The organism is Flavobacterium ginsenosidimutans, from assembly GCF_003254625.1.
In the GTDB taxonomy this organism is placed as follows: Bacteria; Bacteroidota; Bacteroidia; order Flavobacteriales; family Flavobacteriaceae; genus Flavobacterium; species Flavobacterium ginsenosidimutans.
On the sequence record NZ_QJRJ01000075.1, the window covers coordinates 188,588 to 207,124 of the forward strand.

Genomic DNA, 18,537 nt, shown 5'->3' on the forward strand with positions numbered 1-18,537 from the left:
TAAAAAAAACAACAAATAATATAGTCATTACGGCTTCACGTAAGGTTTATCGGATTTAATTAGGTAGAATTGCGCAACCGAATTCTAAATTTTATCTATGAAAGCAAAACTACTCTTGTTGCTGTTTCTGGCAAATTTTTCTATTTATTCGCAAACCAATTTAGTTTCTAATCCTGGATTTGAAACTTGGGACACAGGCGTTCCTCAAAATTGGACAATTGCAAATACTGTTACTTCCAGCTATAATTCTGCGGAAGGTGCAATTAGCGCTATGTTGTCTTACACAACTCAATCTCCTAAAATTACAACTGAAGTTGCACTAAAAGGAGGTGTTACTTATACCATTAAATTTAAGTATAAGTATCTTACAAACAATTTTGATGGAACTCATCCTATTTCATTGAATATCTCAAAAAATGGCAGTGGAACTGCTCTGTCAAGCAGTACGTTTGCTACAAATAACTCTTGGACTGTAAAAGAAGCTTCTTTTACTCCAGATGTAGATCTTTCTTATGATTTATCGATTTCAACTTTTAGTTTTGATGCTGCCTCTTTTGACGTTTTAATCGACGATGTTCAAGTTTATATTGCAGGTACAGAACAATATACTACTATTCCTGATATCGAATTTGAAAATTTCTTGATCTCGGAAGGTATAGATTCTGGAGTGCCAGATGGTAGAGTACTTACTAGCAATGTTAAAAACATAAAATCATTATCTGTTAACACAAGACAAGTTTCTGATTTGACAGGAATTGAGGATTTTGAGGCATTACAGGTGCTAAGATGTAATGGAGTCTCATATTCCAGCTCCAATGGTGGCGATGGTAAACTGAAAAATTTAGATGTTTCTAAGAATTTAAATCTTACTGAATTAAGTTGTTATGCTAATCAATTAACAAGTTTAGATGTTTCGAAAAATGTTAAATTAACTTATTTAACAATAGATGGAAATAAAATATCTGAAATCGATCTTACAAATAATCTTCTGTTAGAGCAAATATCAATTAGCAACAACCCTATAAGTTCATTTGATGCTACTAAACACATGAAGTTAACAGCATTAGATTGCTCTGACACGAATATTAAAAGTATAGATGTTACTAAAAATACAGCTTTGACTTCTTTAAATGTAAGCGGACTTGGCTTAACAAGTTTGGATGTTTCTAAAAACACAGAATTATATGATTTTAGTTGTTATTCAAATGCATTGACGACTCTTGATATTTCTCAAAATTTGAAATTATACAGGTTGATGTGTTGGTCTAATTTATTAACAACACTTGATACATCTAAAAATACTAAGTTAGACTTTATATCATGCTTCAGTAATCAATTAACTGCACTTGATGTTTCTGCAAACACTGCTTTAACATCTCTTGTTTGTAATGTAAATAAACTAAAATCTCTGGATGTTTCTAAAAATACTCTTTTGTTTAGTTTAGAATGTGCATCGAACCAACTTACAAGTTTAAACCTTAAAAACGGTAATAATACAGCATTATTAACGAATCGCATCACTTTTAAAGGAAATCCAGACCTTACTTGTATAACTGTAGATGATGTAAATTATGCTAATACGAATTGGGCTTCTAATAAAGAATCTTATGCATTTTTCTCAAATTATGACTGCGCAACAGTAGTAAAAATTGCTGATGTAGCTTTTGAAGATAAATTAATTGATTTAGGAATTGATACTGATGGAAAAAACGGGACTGTTTTAAAAACGAGCGTTTCAGCAATTACTACACTTGATGTTTCTAATAGTTCAATTACAGATTTAAGTGGTATTGAAGGTTTTACATCATTAGCAAATTTGAATGCTTCTAATAATTTATTAAAAAAAGTAGATCTTTCTAAAAATGCACTAATTGCAACTTTAAACACTTCTAATAATCCTTCTTTGATTTGTATTAAAGTAGCTAATGTTGAAAATGCAAACACTTGGGCAACAACAAAAGATGCAACGACTTCTTTTGGTTTAGATTGTAATTTCTATACGCTTATTCCAGATGAAAAATTTGAAGACAAATTAATCGCATTAGGAATTGATAGAGATGGTAAAAATGGAAAAGTTAATACTGAGAGTATTATAGATGTTGAAACTTTGGATCTTGCTGAAACTGGCATTTCAGATTTGACAGGAATTCAGGATTTTAAAAATTTAAAGACATTAAAATGCAACGGATCTCCTTACACTGGAAATGGTCCTTTAGCAAAAGTTGATATTAGTAAAAACACAAAACTAACAGAGGTAAATCTTAATTACAATCAATTGGAAACGTTGGATGTATCGCAAAATACATCTTTAACTTCATTGAATGTTGGAAGTAACAAATTAACTACGATCGATCTTTCAAAAAATACTGCATTAATTTATTTTACTGCTTTTTCAAATGATTTAACTTCAGTTGATGTTTCTAAAAATACCTTGTTACAGAGTCTTAATATTCAAGGTAACGAATTGACTAGCTTAGATGTTTTACAAAACACTCAGCTAATTTATCTGTCTGCAGATAGTAATAAGTTAAGTACAATTGATCTTTCAAAAAATACAGAATTACTAACTTTATCATTTTATGGTAACTCGTTAACCACTATTGATGTTTCTAACTCGACAAAGCTAAACAGTCTGGATGTTAGTTATAACAAATTGACTACTTTAAATATTACGAAAAATACTGAATTAGCTTCTCTTTATTTTTATAATAACTCGATTACTACAATTGACTTTTCTAAAAACAGTAAATTAGTATCTGTAACTGGCTTTGCAAATTCACTAACTTCAATTGACCTTTCTTTAAACCCATTATTGACTGATTTAAGTGTTTACTCAAATCAATTAACAAAACTTGATCTTTCTAAAAACACCCGTTTAAAGAATTTTTCTTGTTTTTCTAACAAATTAGAAAACCTAAATTTAAAAAATGGCAATAACACCATAATCAATAATATTTCAGTTGGTTCAAATCCAGATCTAAAATGTATTCTTGTAGATGACACTGCTTATTCTAATGCTAATTGGGTAAATAAAGATAAAGAGGCTTATTTCTCAAACATAGATTGTTCATTGGTAACTTATATAGCAGACTCAAAATTTGAAGACAAATTAATTGATTTAGGAATTGATACTGATGGAAAAAATGGAGTTGTTTTAACATCAAGCATTAAAGACCTTACTTCTTTGGATGTATCGAATAGTTCTATCGTTAACTTGAAAGGTATTGAAGGCTTTGCAAGTTTAACTAATTTGAATGTATCGGGTAACGTATTAGAGAAATTAGATGTTTCTAAAAATAGTGCTTTAACAACTATAAATTCTTCTGGTAATCTTACATTAAAATGTATTCAAGTTGCAGATGTTGCAGCTACAGAAAATTGGACAGTTACTAAAGATGCTATTACAAGTTTCAATTTAGATTGTAATGTTTATACAATTATTCCTGATTCAAAATTTGAAGACAAATTGATTGCTTTAAATATTGATAAAGATGGAAAAAACGGAAAAGTAAAAACAGAAAGCATTGCTGAATTAAAGTCTCTTAGTTTATACAGATCAAGCATCTCTGACTTAACTGGAATTGAAGATTTTACTTCATTACAGCAACTAGATGTTAGCGGTAATAGTTTAACAAAAATTGATGTTTCTAAAAATATCCTATTAACCTATTTAGATGTTGGAAGCAATAAGCTAACAGAGATATCTTTAGCAAAAAATGCTGAACTAAAAACGTTATATATTGGTAATAATAAAATTACTAGTATTGATTTTAAAGGCAATTTAAAATTAGAAGCATTATCTATTGAAAATAATAAAATAAACACATTAGATTTATCTACGAATGAAAAGATTTATTATCTAAATGGATATGGAAATTATTTAACTTCTTTAGACTTATCAAAAAATCTAGAATTAAGCAGTATAAGTATTTCCCAAAATCAAATCAGAAAATTAGATTTTTCTAAAAACACTAAGCTTTCATTTGCTTATATGGGCGGTAATAAACTGATTAGTCTTAATTTAAAAAATGGAGCAAATACATTACTTAAAGGTTCAAGTGCAAATTTCTTAGACAATCCTGATTTAGCTTGTATCCAAGTCGATGATGTTGATTATGCAAATACAAACTGGACAGAAAGAAAAGATGTTACCGCAAGTTTCTCTGTAGATGCCTGCCCTGTAATTGTTCCTTATACTCTAATTCCTGATGCTAAATTTGAAGAAAAATTAATTGCTCTTGGAATCGATAAAGATGGAAAAAATGGAAAAGTAGAAACTTTAAATATTGTTGATTTAAATAGTTTAAATATTTCTGGAAGCCAAATTACAGACTTAACCGGAATCCAAGATTTTACTTCTTTAAAAACTTTAGATTGCAGTAATAATGCATTAACGTCTGCAGATTTCTCTAAAAACAGTTTGCTAGAGAATTTAAACATCAGCGAAAATCAGCTGACTGTTTTTGATGCTGCACAAGCCCCATCATTGACTTCTTTAAATTGCAGTAATAATGCTATAACAAAATTGACTATCACTAAAATTTATTATGGCAATGATACTTTATTGACTAATTTAAACTGTAGCAATAACGCTATTACATCTCTTAATTTGTCTAATAGTATTTATTTAACACATTTAGACTGCTCTCACAATGAGCTTACAGTTTTAGATGTTTCAAAAAGTATTGCGCTTACTAACTTAAGCACGAGCTTCAATAAAATAAAATATTTTGATGTTTCTAAAAACACCAATCTAAAAGAATTTGATTGTGCTAGTAATAATCTTTACAATTTAAATGTGAAGAATGGAAACAATGCCAATATGCAAAACATGATTTTTGGAAACTTTGCTGATAATCCTAATTTGCTTTGTATTCAAGTTGATGACGTTGCTTTTTCTACTGAAAAATGGATTGCAAAAGATGCAACAGCGTCTTATTCTGTTGATGTGTGTGCCGAAAATCTTCAATACACATTAATTCCTGACCCGAATTTTGAGAAAGTCTTAATTTCAAATGGAATCGATAAAGATGGTGAAAACGGAAAAGTCCTAACGTCAAGCATCGAAAACCTTACAACTTTGTATGCTCTTGACTTAACAAATCAAATCACAGATTTAACAGGTATAGAAGATTTTGCATCGTTAGAAGAACTATACTGTTACCATGGAGCTCTTACAAAACTAGATGTTTCTAAAAACCTAAAATTAAGACATCTTGATATGGCAGATAATAAAGTGAGTACTTTAGACTTATCAAAAAACAAGGCATTAGAAACTTTAGATTGTAGTTCTAATAGTCTAACTGAATTAAATGTTTCTTCTAATACTCTGCTAAAATTATTAAATGCTAACAACAATGGATTAACAAGTATAGATATTTCTAAAAACACTTCATTAAAAACGTTGGGTCTATATACTAACAAGCTTACAGAGATTGATTTTTCAGCAAATAAAGACTTAGAGTCTATAAGCATTTCTTCAAATCAATTAAGTAATATCGATATTTCAAATAATTTATCTTTATATACTATTAGTATTTCCAACAATGCAGCTATAAAAAACCTTGATGTATCTCAACATCCTAATTTGCTTTATTTATATGCAAAAAACTGTCAAATAACAGCTATTGATGTTTCTAAAAACCCTCTTTTGAGATATTTGGAAATTTCTGGAAATAAAATTCAAACTATTGATGTTTCTAAAAATCCAGCTTTAACAAATTTATTAGTAGACTCAAATCAGTTAACAAGCCTTGACTTAAGAAATGGTAAAAATACTTTATTAAGCACTCCTTATTTATCATTTACTTCGAATCCTAAATTATACTGTATTCTTGTTGATGATGTAGACTATGCAAATCAAAACTGGTTGTATAAAAAAGATAATATTGCAACCTATAACACAGAATGTACTGGAGAAATAGTAGTTCCTGCAAACAATTTTGCTGTTGAAACTAAGAGTGAATCTTGCTTGGGAGAAAATAATGGCGAAATCAGTATTGTTGCCAAAAATGCTTTTGAGTACGTTGCTACAATAAATGACAAATCGTATACTTTTACAAACAATACTTTACAAGTTACGAGTTTAACTCCAGGTGTTTACAGCATCAAAATCACTATTCCTAATATGATTTTTGAGCAAAACTTTAATGTAACTATTGCAAAAGGAGCAACCATTACAGGAAAATCTAATGTAAGTTCTAAAAAAGTAGATGTTGAAATCACAGAAGGAACTGCTCCATTTACTGTATTTATTGATGGTACAGCGCAATTTCAAACTACAGACACAAACTTTAGTGTTGATGTGAACAAAGCAGGATTAATTGAAGTTACAACTGCAAAAGCTTGTGAAGGTGTTTTTGCTAAAAAAGTTACTTCTGCCGAATTAGGTACGATGCTTTTAGCTTATCCAAATCCAACGTATGGAGTTATAGAAATTGAAATTCCGGGCGCTAAAACTGAAACTGCGATAGAATTATACAACTTCGGAGGTCAGCTGGTTTCTAAAGGAACTTACAACACTGAAAGCGGAATAGCTGTTTTAAATCTTGAAAATTTACCTGCAGGAATTTATGCAGCAAAGATTTATTCGGAAACTCCTGAATACATTAAAATCATAAAAAAATAAAAAATGAAGAATTCTATATACTTATCAATTGCTTGTTTACTATTTGCTGCTTGTGGCGGAGGTGGTGGAGACGATACAGAAGTTACTCCACCTGCAACCAATACAGCGCCTACAGTTCCTGTATTAGCTGCGCCAGCTGACAATAAACTATGTTTAGACAACAATGTTTCTTTTCAATGGAATGCTTCTACAGATGCGCAGAAAGATGTTATTGTCTATCAGATTCAAATTGCAAAAGACAATGGATTTGCACAAATTGTAAGCACGCTTGAAAATTCATCGCTTTCAACAAGCAGTTTAGCTTTAGATAAAAACACAGCATATTATTGGAGAGTAAAAGCCACGGATAGTAAAGGTTTATCAAGCGCTTATTCTTCAACTTTCAAATTTTACACTGCTGGAACTGCGGTAGTAAATCATTTGCCATTTGCTCCTACTTTGGTTCAGCCGGCAGTGAATAGTAAATTGGCTGTTACAACGGCAGATTTGAGTTGGATAGGATCTGATGTTGATACAGCAGATCAGTTAACGTATGATGTTTTCCTTGATATTGTAAATCCGCCAGTCAAAAAAGTTGGTGACAATATTAAGGCAAATACATTAAATGTAACTTTAGAATCGACTAAACAATACTACTGGAGAGTTGTCGTAAAAGACAATCAGGGTGGTGAAACTGTTGGTCAAATCTGGAAGTTTCAAACCAATTAAAATTACGGATAGTTAAATCAAAAATCCCATTTTCAAAATACTGAAAATGGGATTTTTTTATTTGAACATTTCTAATTGTCATTCTGTTATCCTTTAATATTTCTCTTGCGTTACGTCTTTCCGTAAAAAATAATAAAATGAATATTGTATCATTGTAAATCCAAAAACTGCTTTAGCCTATGAAAACAAAATTACTTTTTTTACTTTTTTTAATCGGTTTATCGTCCTTTGCCCAAACACTTCCTTCGAATGTTCCTGCAAATGGATTACTTTTTTACTATCCTTTTAATGGAAATACAAATGACATAAGTGGAAATAATATCAATGGAAACCCCTCAAATCTTACTTTTGTCTCTGATCGATTTGGAAATAGCAATTCGGCTTGCTCGTTTAATGGAATAAACAGCAGCATGCAACCCTATTTAGCAAACAATCCTCAAGTCAATAATACTCGAACAATTACTGGTTGGTTTAAAGCCGCTTGGCCTATTAGCAAAAGCATGGATTTTGCAGTAATAAATTACGGAAACAATCCAGATAACGCTTTTAAAATAAGCTTTTATTCTAAAGGTTATTTAGATATCACTTTTGAAGAACAAACTTTTTCATCTCAAGAAAATTACTTCAATAGTCAATGGACCTTTTTTGCTTTGACTTTTGACGATAACACTAATTTCTTTTCATTGTATATCAATAACGTTCTCGAACTGTCTGGAACTGCAGATTTGTTTGCTAATGGTTTTGGAGATTCAATAAGAATAGGAAAAAACAATGAAAAAGATTATTTTGAAGGAGTTTTAGACGATATTGCTATATGGAATCGTGTCCTGACTCCAACAGAGCTTTCGGCTTTGTACACTCCTGCACCACCATCTTACACCTTGATTCCTGACGCTAATTTTGAACAAAAATTAATCGAATTAGGAATTGACACTGATGGATTAAATGGAAAAGTTCTTACTCATAATATTAGCACTGTAAAGTTCTTAAACCTTACCAAAAGTAATATTTCAGATTTAACAGGAATACAAGATTTTGCCTCATTAACTGATTTGTATTGTGGTCAAAATTCGTTAACAGCATTAAATATAAGTAAAAATACCGCTCTAACTACTCTAGATTGTAATAACAATAAAATAACCTCTCTAGACGTAAGTAATAATATTGCTTTGCTTAATTTGAGCTGCTATGCTAATCAATTAACATCTTTAGATGTTAAAGCAAATACGGCACTAACAAAATTAGATTCGGGTTCAAACCAATATACTTCTTTAGATGTAAGCTCAAATACTGCTTTAACATTTTTAGGCTGTAATACAAGTCAATTAACTAGTTTAGATGTAAGCAATAATACCGCTTTAAATCTGCTGGATTGTCGCGAAAATAAATTAACGTCATTGGATGTTTCTAAAATCACTACTCTAACAGAACTATATTGTCAATCTAATCAATTAACAATTTTGGATGTAAGCAAAAATAAAGTTTTAGAATATGTAAACTGTTCAAAAAACCAACTAACCACTTTAGATTTTAGCGTAAATACTTCCATGGTTGGTTTATATGCTATTTCTAATCAATTAACGAGTCTAAATTTGAAGAATGGAAATAATAAAAATTTCCTTCTAAACAATTATACAAAATTTACAAACAATCCAAATTTGACTTGTATTCAAGTTGATGACGTTGTTTATTCAAACGCAAATTGGGCTACTCTTAAAGATGCAAATGCAACTTATAATACCACATGTGAGACAACAACTGTGGTGCTTTCAGATACTAATTTCGAACAAAAATTAATTGATTTAGGAATTGATACTGATGGTTTAAACGGAAAAATAACAGTTGAAAACGTAAGTTCTGTTACAACTTTAGACCTTTCAAATAGCAACATCAAAGATTTAACTGGAATTGAATATTTTACTTCATTAACAACCTTAAACCTAAGCAACAATCAACTTACTTCTCTTGATGTAAGCAACAATTTACTACTTGAAACGTTAGATGCTTCTTCAAATCAGCTTACAACATTAGATTTATCTAAAAATACTAAGCTTACAATTGTATATGTGGTTAATAATCCTTTGGTTTCTTTAAATCTTAGAAACGGAAACAATGCTAACTTTATTCTGCCATCAAATACTGGCAAAAAATCAGCTTCTGGATTATACACTTCTTTCTTAGGACTTACAGCTCTTAGCTGTATACAAGTTGATGATGAGAATTATTCAAATGCAAATTGGTCAAACATAAAAGAATCGACTACTGTTTATGCCAATACTTGTAAAAATCTAGGTGTTGATGAATCTAATCGTACTCAAGCTGTAATTTATCCAAATCCAACTAAAGGGGAGTTAAACATTATAAACCTAAACTTAGAAAAAGCAAACGTTTATAATACATTAGGCCAGCTTGTGAAATCATTCACTCTAAATTCTGGCAATACAGATAATAGCATTAGTTTGTCTGGACTACCAAAAGGAGTTTATTATATATACTTAATCAGCGGAGATGCTGCTTCTGCAAAAAAGGTTATTGTAGAATAGATTTCAATACTTTAAATAAAAAAATCCCATTTTCAGAAATATTGAAAATGGGATTTTTTATGTTTAATTATTTCGTTTAAAAAACCTCTTCGCAGGTAAAAACTTCTTTCAATCGAACGCCTTTTTCTGTATGTTCAACCGTTATAATTTGATTATGTGCATCGTGCTCTAAAAACAAATAATGATTATGATCTGCTGCTGCGTTTAAAAACTTTGATTTCTCAGGCATTGTCAGCAAAGGTCTTGTGTCATAACCCATTACATACGGAAGCGGAATATGTCCAGCTGTAGCCAATAAATCGGCACAAAAAACAATCGTTTTGTCGTTATATTTAATGTACGGAATCATTTGTTTTTCGGTATGACCGTCAACATAATAGATATCGAAACCTAGTGCTGCCGAAAAACCAAAATCAGTTTCAGGCCTTTCAATAAAATTCAATTGTCCGCTTTCTTGCATTGGAAGAATATTTTCAGACAAAAAAGAAGCTTTTTCTCTTGCGTTTGGTTTTGTAGCCCATTCCCAATGATTTTCATTGGTCCAAAATTTTGCATTTTTAAAAGCTGGCTCATATCCTGTTTTATCCGAATTCCATTGAACGCTTCCACCGCAATGATCAAAATGAAGATGAGTCATAAAAACATCTGTAATATCATCTCGATTGAAACCATATTTAGCCAGAGATTTATCTAAAGAATGTGATCCCCAAAGCGAATAATATCCGAAGAATTTCTCTGATTGTTTATCGCCCATTCCGGTATCAATTAAAATAAGACGATTTCCGTCTTCGATCAGCAAACAGCGAGCTGCAATGTCAATTAAATTATTGGCATCGGCAGGATTGGTTTTATTCCAAATAGTTTTAGGAACAACGCCAAACATAGCGCCACCATCCAACTTAAAATTTCCGGATTCTATAGGGTAAAGTTTCATGAGAATGATTTTCTAAAAGAACAAAGCTAGAAAATTCAAACTCCTTTTACTAGGATTTAATGCTAAAAACTTCGATTATTCTAATGTAACCGAAGTACTTCCCATGATTTCTTGCTTATCAAAATAATTCACAAAATAAGTTCCCTTCTTAAACTGATCTGCATTTAAAACTCCATAAGCGCTTAAAGACTTTCCTTGAAAATCTGCACTGACAATAAAGCTATAAACCAGCGCTTTGTCGTTCCCAAACTCAATTAGTTTATTATCACCTAAAACTGTATTTTTTTGATCTAATACCTGAATGTAAAAAACTCTTTTTCCTGTTTTTGCAACAGCATTTCCGTTAACAGTAAAACTAATTTTAAGTTTTTTAGCATTCTTCGCCTTGGTCGTTTCTAATTCTGTCCCAGAACTTTTCTCGCGAAGGGCAATTGCTTTAAAATTGCTTAAATAAAGTTTTGAAGCATCTTTAAGAGTCGATTCCAATTTCTTTTGTTTCAAAAGCAAAGTATCATTTTCCGCTTTTTGCTGATACATGACAACATTCTGACTTTCAATCTCAGTCAATAAATTTTTATTCTGAGATTTCAACTTTTTAATTTCCTGAACTCTGCTTTCTAAAGAAGAATTCAAATCTGATAGCTGATTTCGATAAATTTTAATTTGTTCAGCCGATGGATTATTAGAAACTTTAATAATTGCCATTAGATTTTCGACATTCTTACGCTCTAATTCTAATTCTTTTGACAAAGCTGTCTTTTCTAAAATAGCCTCATCATAAGCTGTTTTTAAAGTATTTAGTGAATCTAAAATATTCTTTTTTTCGCTTGTTTCTTTACTCTCAGACGAGATTATATTTACAATATTATCCTCTTTAGCTTTAGCTTCATTTTCATTATTATCAGTCTCATTACTAAAAACGAGAACCGCGGCACCCGCTCCTAAAACAAAAATTATTGCAAACAAGGGTTTAAACCACTTCATTTCATTTTGTTTTTTCATAATTACTCACAATTTCCTGCAAAAATATTGAATAAAAAACGACTATAATCAGTATAAATACTTGTTTTTTAACATTTAGGAGCGATCTTTGCCGCTTAATTCTAAAAAAAGGTTTTTTTGAAATTGTTGAAACTGTTTTTAAGATCGATTTTACCAAAATAAGTAATATCTATTTTCTCATTTGTTATAATAATGTGAACCGTTATGGAAAAAGGTTTTTAAGTCGTATCTTTGCAAATAATTTCTATTTAACATTGAAAATTAGCGTTTTAAATCTGTACTAAATTCATTACAGATCAAAAATGTTCATTAAAAACAAACATCTAAGAACAATGATAAAAGTTTCTGATACTGCCAAAAAGAAAATCATCGACCTGATGACTGACGATGGTTTTGACGCCGCACACGACTACGTAAGAGTAGGTGTAAAGAGCGGTGGATGCTCTGGTTTGTCTTACGATTTAAAATTTGACAAAACCAAAGGAGAAGACGACAAAATATTCGTTGACAACGACATACAAATTGCTGTTGAAAAAAAATCATTCCTTTATTTAGCTGGAACAATTTTAGAATTTTCTGGCGGATTAAACGGAAAAGGTTTCGTTTTCAATAATCCGAACGCAAGCAGAACTTGCGGTTGCGGAGAATCATTTTCTTTATAGTCAAAAGCCGAAAGCCATAAAATCTTCTAAGACTCTAACTGGCTTAAAAACTTTGGACTTTAAAAACTTTAAGACAACATTAAAAATATAATGAGCAAATACACCGAAGACGATTTAAAGATCGAACTGGAAACTAAAGAATATGAGTACGGATTTTATACCAATATAGAATCTGAGACTTTCCCTATTGGCTTAAACGAAGAAATTGTAAGAGCTATTTCTCTTAAAAAAGAAGAACCTGAATGGATGACCGAATGGCGTATCGAGGCTTTCCGAGCTTGGAAAGAAATGATCGAGCCAGAATGGGCAAATGTTCGTTACGAAAAACCAGATTTTCAGGCGATTTCATATTATTCAGCTCCAAAACAAGTAGATCCTAATAAAACATTGGACGATGTTGATCCAGAATTATTGGAGATGTACAAAAAATTAGGAATTTCTGTTGATGAGCAAAAAATGATGAACAATGTCGCTATGGATATTGTTGTCGATTCTGTTTCTGTAGCAACAACTTTCAAGAAAACATTGGCTGAAAAAGGAATTATTTTCTGTCCAATTTCTGAAGCTATTAAAGAACATCCTGAATTAGTAAAAAAATATTTAGGAACTGTTGTACCTCAAAAAGACAACTTCTACGCAGCATTAAACTCAGCTGTTTTTTCTGATGGAAGTTTCTGTTATATTCCAAAAGGTGTAAAATGTCCAATGGAACTTTCAACTTATTTCAGAATCAACCAAGCAGGAACTGGACAATTCGAAAGAACTCTAGTTATTGCTGATGAAGGAAGTTACGTTTCTTACCTTGAAGGATGTACAGCACCAAGCCGTGACGAAAACCAATTGCACGCCGCTGTAGTTGAATTAATCGCTTTGGATGATGCTGAAATTAAATATTCTACTGTTCAAAACTGGTTCCCAGGAAACAAAGAAGGAAAAGGTGGAGTTTACAACTTCGTGACTAAAAGAGGTTTATGCGAAACTAATGCTAAAATTTCTTGGACACAGGTTGAAACTGGTTCTGCTGTAACTTGGAAATATCCTTCTTGCGTATTAAAAGGAGATAATTCAGTAGGAGAATTTTATTCAATTGCTGTAACAAATAATTTCCAACAAGCTGATACAGGAACTAAAATGATCCATTTAGGAAAAAACACTAAATCGACTATTATTTCTAAAGGTATTTCAGCTGGAAAATCACAAAATAGCTACCGCGGTTTAGTACAAATCTCTCCAAGAGCAGAGAATGCAAGAAATTTTTCTCAATGTGACTCATTGTTAATGGGCAACAATTGCGGTGCACATACTTTCCCTTATATCGAAAGTAAAAATCCATCGGCTAAAATTGAGCACGAAGCAACTACAAGTAAAATTGGAGAAGATCAAGTATTTTACTGTAACCAAAGAGGTATTCCAACCGAAAAAGCCATTGCCTTAATTGTAAACGGTTTCAGTAAAGATGTCCTGAACAAACTTCCGATGGAATTTGCTGTTGAAGCTCAAAAATTATTAGAGATTTCTTTAGAAGGATCTGTAGGTTAAAAACCAAGTTTTTAACCATTAAAAAAGAATTTTATATCATATTAAAATAAAAGATTTTTCAAAGTTTCGCTTTTCAGCACAACTGAGAACTTGAAACTTGAAACTTTAAACAAAAAAAAGATGTTATCAATAAAAAACCTTCACGCCGCAATTGGTGATAAAGAAATCCTTAAAGGAATTAATATAGAAGTAAAAGCTGGAGAAGTTCACGCTATCATGGGACCAAATGGTTCTGGAAAAAGTACACTTTCTGCTGTTATTGCAGGAAACGAAAACTACGAAGTTACAGACGGAGAGGTAATCCTTGACGGAGAAGATCTTGCAGATTTAGCTCCTGAAGAGAGAGCACACAAAGGTGTTTTCCTTTCTTTTCAATATCCAGTAGAAATTCCTGGGGTTAGTGTAACTAACTTCATGAAAACTGCCATCAACGAAACCCGTAAAGCAAACGGACAAGAGGAAATGCCAGCTAACGAAATGCTGAAAGTGATTCGTGAAAAATCTGAATTGTTAGAAATCGACCGTAAATTTCTTTCTCGTTCTTTAAACGAAGGTTTTTCTGGAGGAGAGAAAAAAAGAAACGAGATTTTCCAAATGGCAATGTTAGAGCCAAAATTAGCTATCCTTGACGAAACAGATTCTGGTCTTGATATTGATGCTTTAAGAATTGTGGCTAATGGTGTAAACAAATTAAAAAGCGACAAAAACGCTATTATCGTTATCACGCACTACCAACGTTTGTTAGATTATATCGTTCCTGATTTCGTTCACGTACTTTACAACGGTAGAATCGTAAAATCTGGCGGAAAAGAATTGGCTTACGAATTAGAAGAAAAAGGATACGACTGGATCAAAGCAGAGAATTAATTTGTTTCAGGTTTCATGTTTTTTTAGTTTCAAGTTACAAACTATATTTGTAATCTTTAACTTATAAATAAAAACAGAAATGGCAACAATTAATAGATTTGAAGATTTAGAAATTTGGAAAGAAGCTCGACGATTAGCAAAAGAAATTCATCTTATTGCAGTTCATACAGAGTTAAGATCAGATCTCAGATTTAAAAATCAAATAAAAGATTCTTCAGGTTCTGTAATGGATAATATTGCAGAAGGTTTTGAAAGAGATGGAAATTTAGAATTTCGACAATTTTTATCAATTGCAAAAGGTTCAGCCGGAGAAACGAGATCTCAGTTATATCGCGTTTTTGATTTTGAATATATTTCGGAACAAAAATTCGAAGTTTTAAAAAAGGATTATGAAAATTTAAGCGGTAAAATAAAAAACTTTATCACTTACCTAAATAAAAAAGATTTCAAGGGGAATAAGTTTCAATAGGCAACATGAAACTTGAAACCTGAAACACCGAAGGAAACAAAAGAACAATGGATTTAAAAGAAAAATTAGTATCGTCTTTTATGGCTTTTGAAGAGCGTGTCGATGTACATTCAGATTTACATGACATACGCACAAATGCTTTAAAAAACTTCGAAAATAAAGGTTTCCCAACCAAAAAAGAAGAAGCTTGGAAATATACATCGCTAAATGCCATCTTAAAAAATGACTTTACGGTTTTTCCAAAAGAAGAAAATGCAATCGAATTCAATCAGGTAAAAAAATACTTTTTACACGAAATTGATACTTATAAATTAGTATTTATCGATGGCGTTTTCAGTTCGCATTTGTCTTCTACAACCCACGACGGAATTGACGTTTGTTTGATGTCATCGGCATTGACCAAACCAAAATATAAAATGGTTATTGATACGTATTTTAATCAAATTGCGAGTAAAGATGATAGTTTAACTTCATTGAATACTGCATTTGCTATTGAAGGTGCTTTTATCAATATTCCAAAGAAAAAAGTAGCGGATAAACCAATTGAGATTATGTATTTCTCAACTGGAAACGAAGCCGCTTTAATGGTTCAGCCAAGAAATTTGGTTATTGTGGGAGAAAATTCACATGTTCAAATTATTGAGCGTCACCAAAGTTTGAATGAAAATCCAGTTTTAACAAACTCTGTTACGGAAATTTTTGCTCAAAAACGTGCGATTGTTGATTATTACAAAATTCAAAACGACAACAGCGAAGCGAATTTAATTGACAACACTTACGTTTCTCAACAACAGGAAAGTCATGCTTATGTACATACTTTCTCTTTTGGCGGAAATTTAACTCGTAACAATTTGAATTTCTATCACTATGGTGAAAGATTGACAAGTACGTTAAACGGAATTTCAATCTTAAACGACAAACAACACGTTGATCATTATACTCTGGTAAACCACGCACAACCAAACTGCGAAAGTTTCCAAGATTATAAAGGAATTTTCTCTGATCGTTCGACAGGAGTTTTCAACGGAAAAGTTTTGGTAGAAAAAGAAGCTCAAAAAACAAATGCTTTTCAAAAAAGCAATAACATTTTATTGAGTGACAAAGCTACTATCAACGCAAAACCACAATTAGAGATTTTTGCTGATGACGTAAAATGTTCTCACGGATGTACTGTTGGACAGCTTGATGAAACAGCAATGTTCTACATGCAGTCACGCGGAATCCCGAAAAAAGAAGCTAAAGCTTTATTGATGTACGCATTCTCAAATGCCGTTATCGAAAGCATTAAAATACCAGAATTAAAACAAAGAATTACTAAAATCATTGCTATGAAATTAGGCGTGAATTTAGGATTTGATTTGTAGTCAGGTTTTACCGCAAAGACACAAAGGTTACGCAAAGTTCGCAAGGTTTAGTTTTAAACTTTGCGAACTTTGCGCTTTTTACTTGGCGTCTTTGTGGTTAAATATCATCCTCTAATTTTTATTATAGACAATATAATCCCTAAGAAAAACAATCCCAATCCAAGTAATAAACAGATCGTATTAAACGGATGACCAATGCTGGTAGACCATGCGACAGCATTTAATACAAAACCAATTATTAGTATCACAAACGGATGAAATAGTTTCTTCATAATTATTTGTTGACTGAAGCAATAACCTCCTTCAAAAACCCATTAAAATCAAATCCAGGCTCTTCTTCCCTTACTCCCATTCTCACAATAACCATGTCTTTTGATGGAATAATCGCCACCATTTGCCCTTGATATCCACTGCAATAAAACATATCACGAGGAACATCTAGGAATTTTCCTCCTGCATTTAACCAAAATTGTGCTCCGTATTTTCCATCAGAAGTATTCGTTGGAGTTGATGTATATTTTACCCAGCTTTCATCTAGAATTTGTTCTCCGTTCCAGTTTCCTTTATGAAGATATAATAAACCAAATTTTGACCAATCGCGTGGTGTTGCCCATCCGTAAGACGAACCTACAAAAGTTCCACTCATATCCTGCTCAACAATCATTGAGTTCATTCCGATTTTATCGATTACAGCGCTATACCAAAAATCAAGATATTCCTGCTGTGTTTTAAAATGTCTTCTTAAAATCAGAGATAATAAATTGGTAGTTCCAGACGAATAATTCCAATGTGTATTAGGTTTAAATTGCGCTGGTTTATCCAATTGCACTTTTCCCATATCTTCAGCCTGGAAAAGCATTTGTGTTGCGTCACAAATTGTACTGTAATTCTCTTCCCATTCTAAACCTGAATTCATGTGAAGCAAATCGTTAAGCGTAATATTTTTACGTTCGTCGTTCTGCCATTCTTTAACTGGAGCTGGTTTATAAATATCAATTTTTCCTTGTTTTGCCAAAACTCCAAAAGCCGAACTTGTGATACTTTTTGTCATTGACCAGCCTAATATTTTACTGTCTTTATTAAAACCGGTATCGTATTTTTCAGCAATTAAATGATCTTTGTACAAAACTACAACAGCGCGAGTTCTTTTAATTCTAACTCCCGTTTTGTCAAACGCATCATCAACAGCTTTTTTTAATTTCGAATAATCAACATTCGAAAATGCAGTGTCTTTTGGTTCATTATTTCCGTATGGAAAAGGAAGATTGTTTTCTAATTTTGTTCTTTTTGGAAGCAGATACGGTTTTGAAACATCAAAATTCTCATTAATCAAAGTTGCACCTAATCCTTCACGATAAATCGCTTTTCTTTCTTTCAGACCATAAACTGATGAAATGGCATATTTTCCTGCATCATCAATGGAGTTTTCTGCCAAATCAATCATGTCGATATCATTGTCTGTTTTTTGGATTAAATCCAACGGACGATTATCAATAAAATGTCCTGAAGCGACACTTTTGGCAGAGAAGCCAGAAATTAAATCAAGTTTCGGATAAGTGGTAAATCCGAAATATAAAAAAGCAAGAACCACAACAAGCAAAAGTACTTTGAGAATTTTTTTCATGATGATTTAAGTTATTTTTAATGCAATATAAATAATTTATGTTCACGATTTTAAGACTCAAATTATAAATCTGTTTCAGATAATTCAGAAAAGCGAACTGATTTTTATAAAATCAGCATTTAAGCCTTTAATCAATGGCATCATAAAAGGAAATTATAGAATTGCTGTATAAACAAATTTAGTTTTAGTACTTTTGT

At 31.6% G+C, this 18,537-nt stretch carries 11 protein-coding genes; 8 read left to right on the forward strand and 3 right to left on the reverse strand.

What is annotated here, in order from left to right:
- Window positions 1-97: 97 nt before the first annotated feature.
- The 3 genes from DM444_RS10440 to DM444_RS10450 all read left to right on the forward strand — a co-directional run bounded on the left by DM444_RS10440 (window position 98) and on the right by DM444_RS10450 (window position 9,879).
- Entirely contained in the window at window positions 98-6,628 is a 6,531-nt protein-coding gene (locus DM444_RS10440; protein ID WP_111286328.1) for a T9SS type A sorting domain-containing protein, read from the forward strand.
- Between the two features lie 3 nt (window positions 6,629-6,631).
- Window positions 6,632-7,336, forward strand: a complete 705-nt coding sequence (locus DM444_RS10445; protein ID WP_111286330.1) for a glycoside hydrolase family 78 protein — start codon at window positions 6,632-6,634, stop codon at window positions 7,334-7,336.
- Window positions 7,337-7,515: 179 nt separating this feature from the next.
- Window positions 7,516-9,879 (forward strand): leucine-rich repeat domain-containing protein, encoded by a 2,364-nt coding sequence (locus DM444_RS10450; protein ID WP_111286332.1) that lies wholly within the window; start codon window positions 7,516-7,518, stop codon window positions 9,877-9,879.
- 76 nt (window positions 9,880-9,955) lie between these two features.
- On the opposite strand, the gene DM444_RS10455 is transcribed toward DM444_RS10450, so the two are convergent.
- Window positions 9,956-10,813 (reverse strand): MBL fold metallo-hydrolase, encoded by an 858-nt coding sequence (locus DM444_RS10455; RefSeq protein ID WP_111286334.1) that lies wholly within the window; start codon window positions 10,811-10,813, stop codon window positions 9,956-9,958.
- A gap of 75 nt (window positions 10,814-10,888) precedes the next feature.
- A complete protein-coding gene (locus tag DM444_RS10460; RefSeq protein ID WP_239455656.1) occupies window positions 10,889-11,797 on the reverse strand; it encodes a coiled-coil domain-containing protein in 909 nt (302 codons plus the stop codon).
- 350 nt (window positions 11,798-12,147) lie between these two features.
- On the opposite strand from DM444_RS10460, the gene DM444_RS10465 reads away from it, so the two are divergent.
- The 5 genes from DM444_RS10465 (at window position 12,148) to sufD (ending at window position 16,716) form a co-directional block, all read left to right on the forward strand.
- A complete protein-coding gene (locus DM444_RS10465; protein ID WP_111286450.1) occupies window positions 12,148-12,477 on the forward strand; it encodes a HesB/IscA family protein in 330 nt (109 codons plus the stop codon).
- 90 nt (window positions 12,478-12,567) lie between these two features.
- A complete protein-coding gene (sufB, locus tag DM444_RS10470) occupies window positions 12,568-14,016 on the forward strand; it encodes a Fe-S cluster assembly protein SufB (protein WP_111286338.1) in 1,449 nt (482 codons plus the stop codon).
- 120 nt (window positions 14,017-14,136) lie between these two features.
- Window positions 14,137-14,883 (forward strand): Fe-S cluster assembly ATPase SufC, encoded by a 747-nt coding sequence (gene sufC / locus DM444_RS10475; RefSeq protein ID WP_008466070.1) that lies wholly within the window; start codon window positions 14,137-14,139, stop codon window positions 14,881-14,883.
- A gap of 79 nt (window positions 14,884-14,962) precedes the next feature.
- Window positions 14,963-15,352, forward strand: coding sequence for a four helix bundle protein (locus DM444_RS10480; RefSeq protein ID WP_111286340.1), 390 nt, complete (start codon window positions 14,963-14,965; stop codon window positions 15,350-15,352).
- A 47-nt stretch (window positions 15,353-15,399) separates the two neighbouring features.
- A complete protein-coding gene (gene sufD, locus DM444_RS10485; RefSeq protein WP_111286342.1) occupies window positions 15,400-16,716 on the forward strand; it encodes a Fe-S cluster assembly protein SufD in 1,317 nt (438 codons plus the stop codon).
- 274 nt (window positions 16,717-16,990) lie between these two features.
- On the opposite strand, the gene DM444_RS10490 is transcribed toward sufD, so the two are convergent.
- Window positions 16,991-18,340, reverse strand: a complete 1,350-nt coding sequence (locus tag DM444_RS10490; RefSeq protein ID WP_111286344.1) for a serine hydrolase domain-containing protein — start codon at window positions 18,338-18,340, stop codon at window positions 16,991-16,993.
- Window positions 18,341-18,537 lie beyond the last annotated feature (197 nt).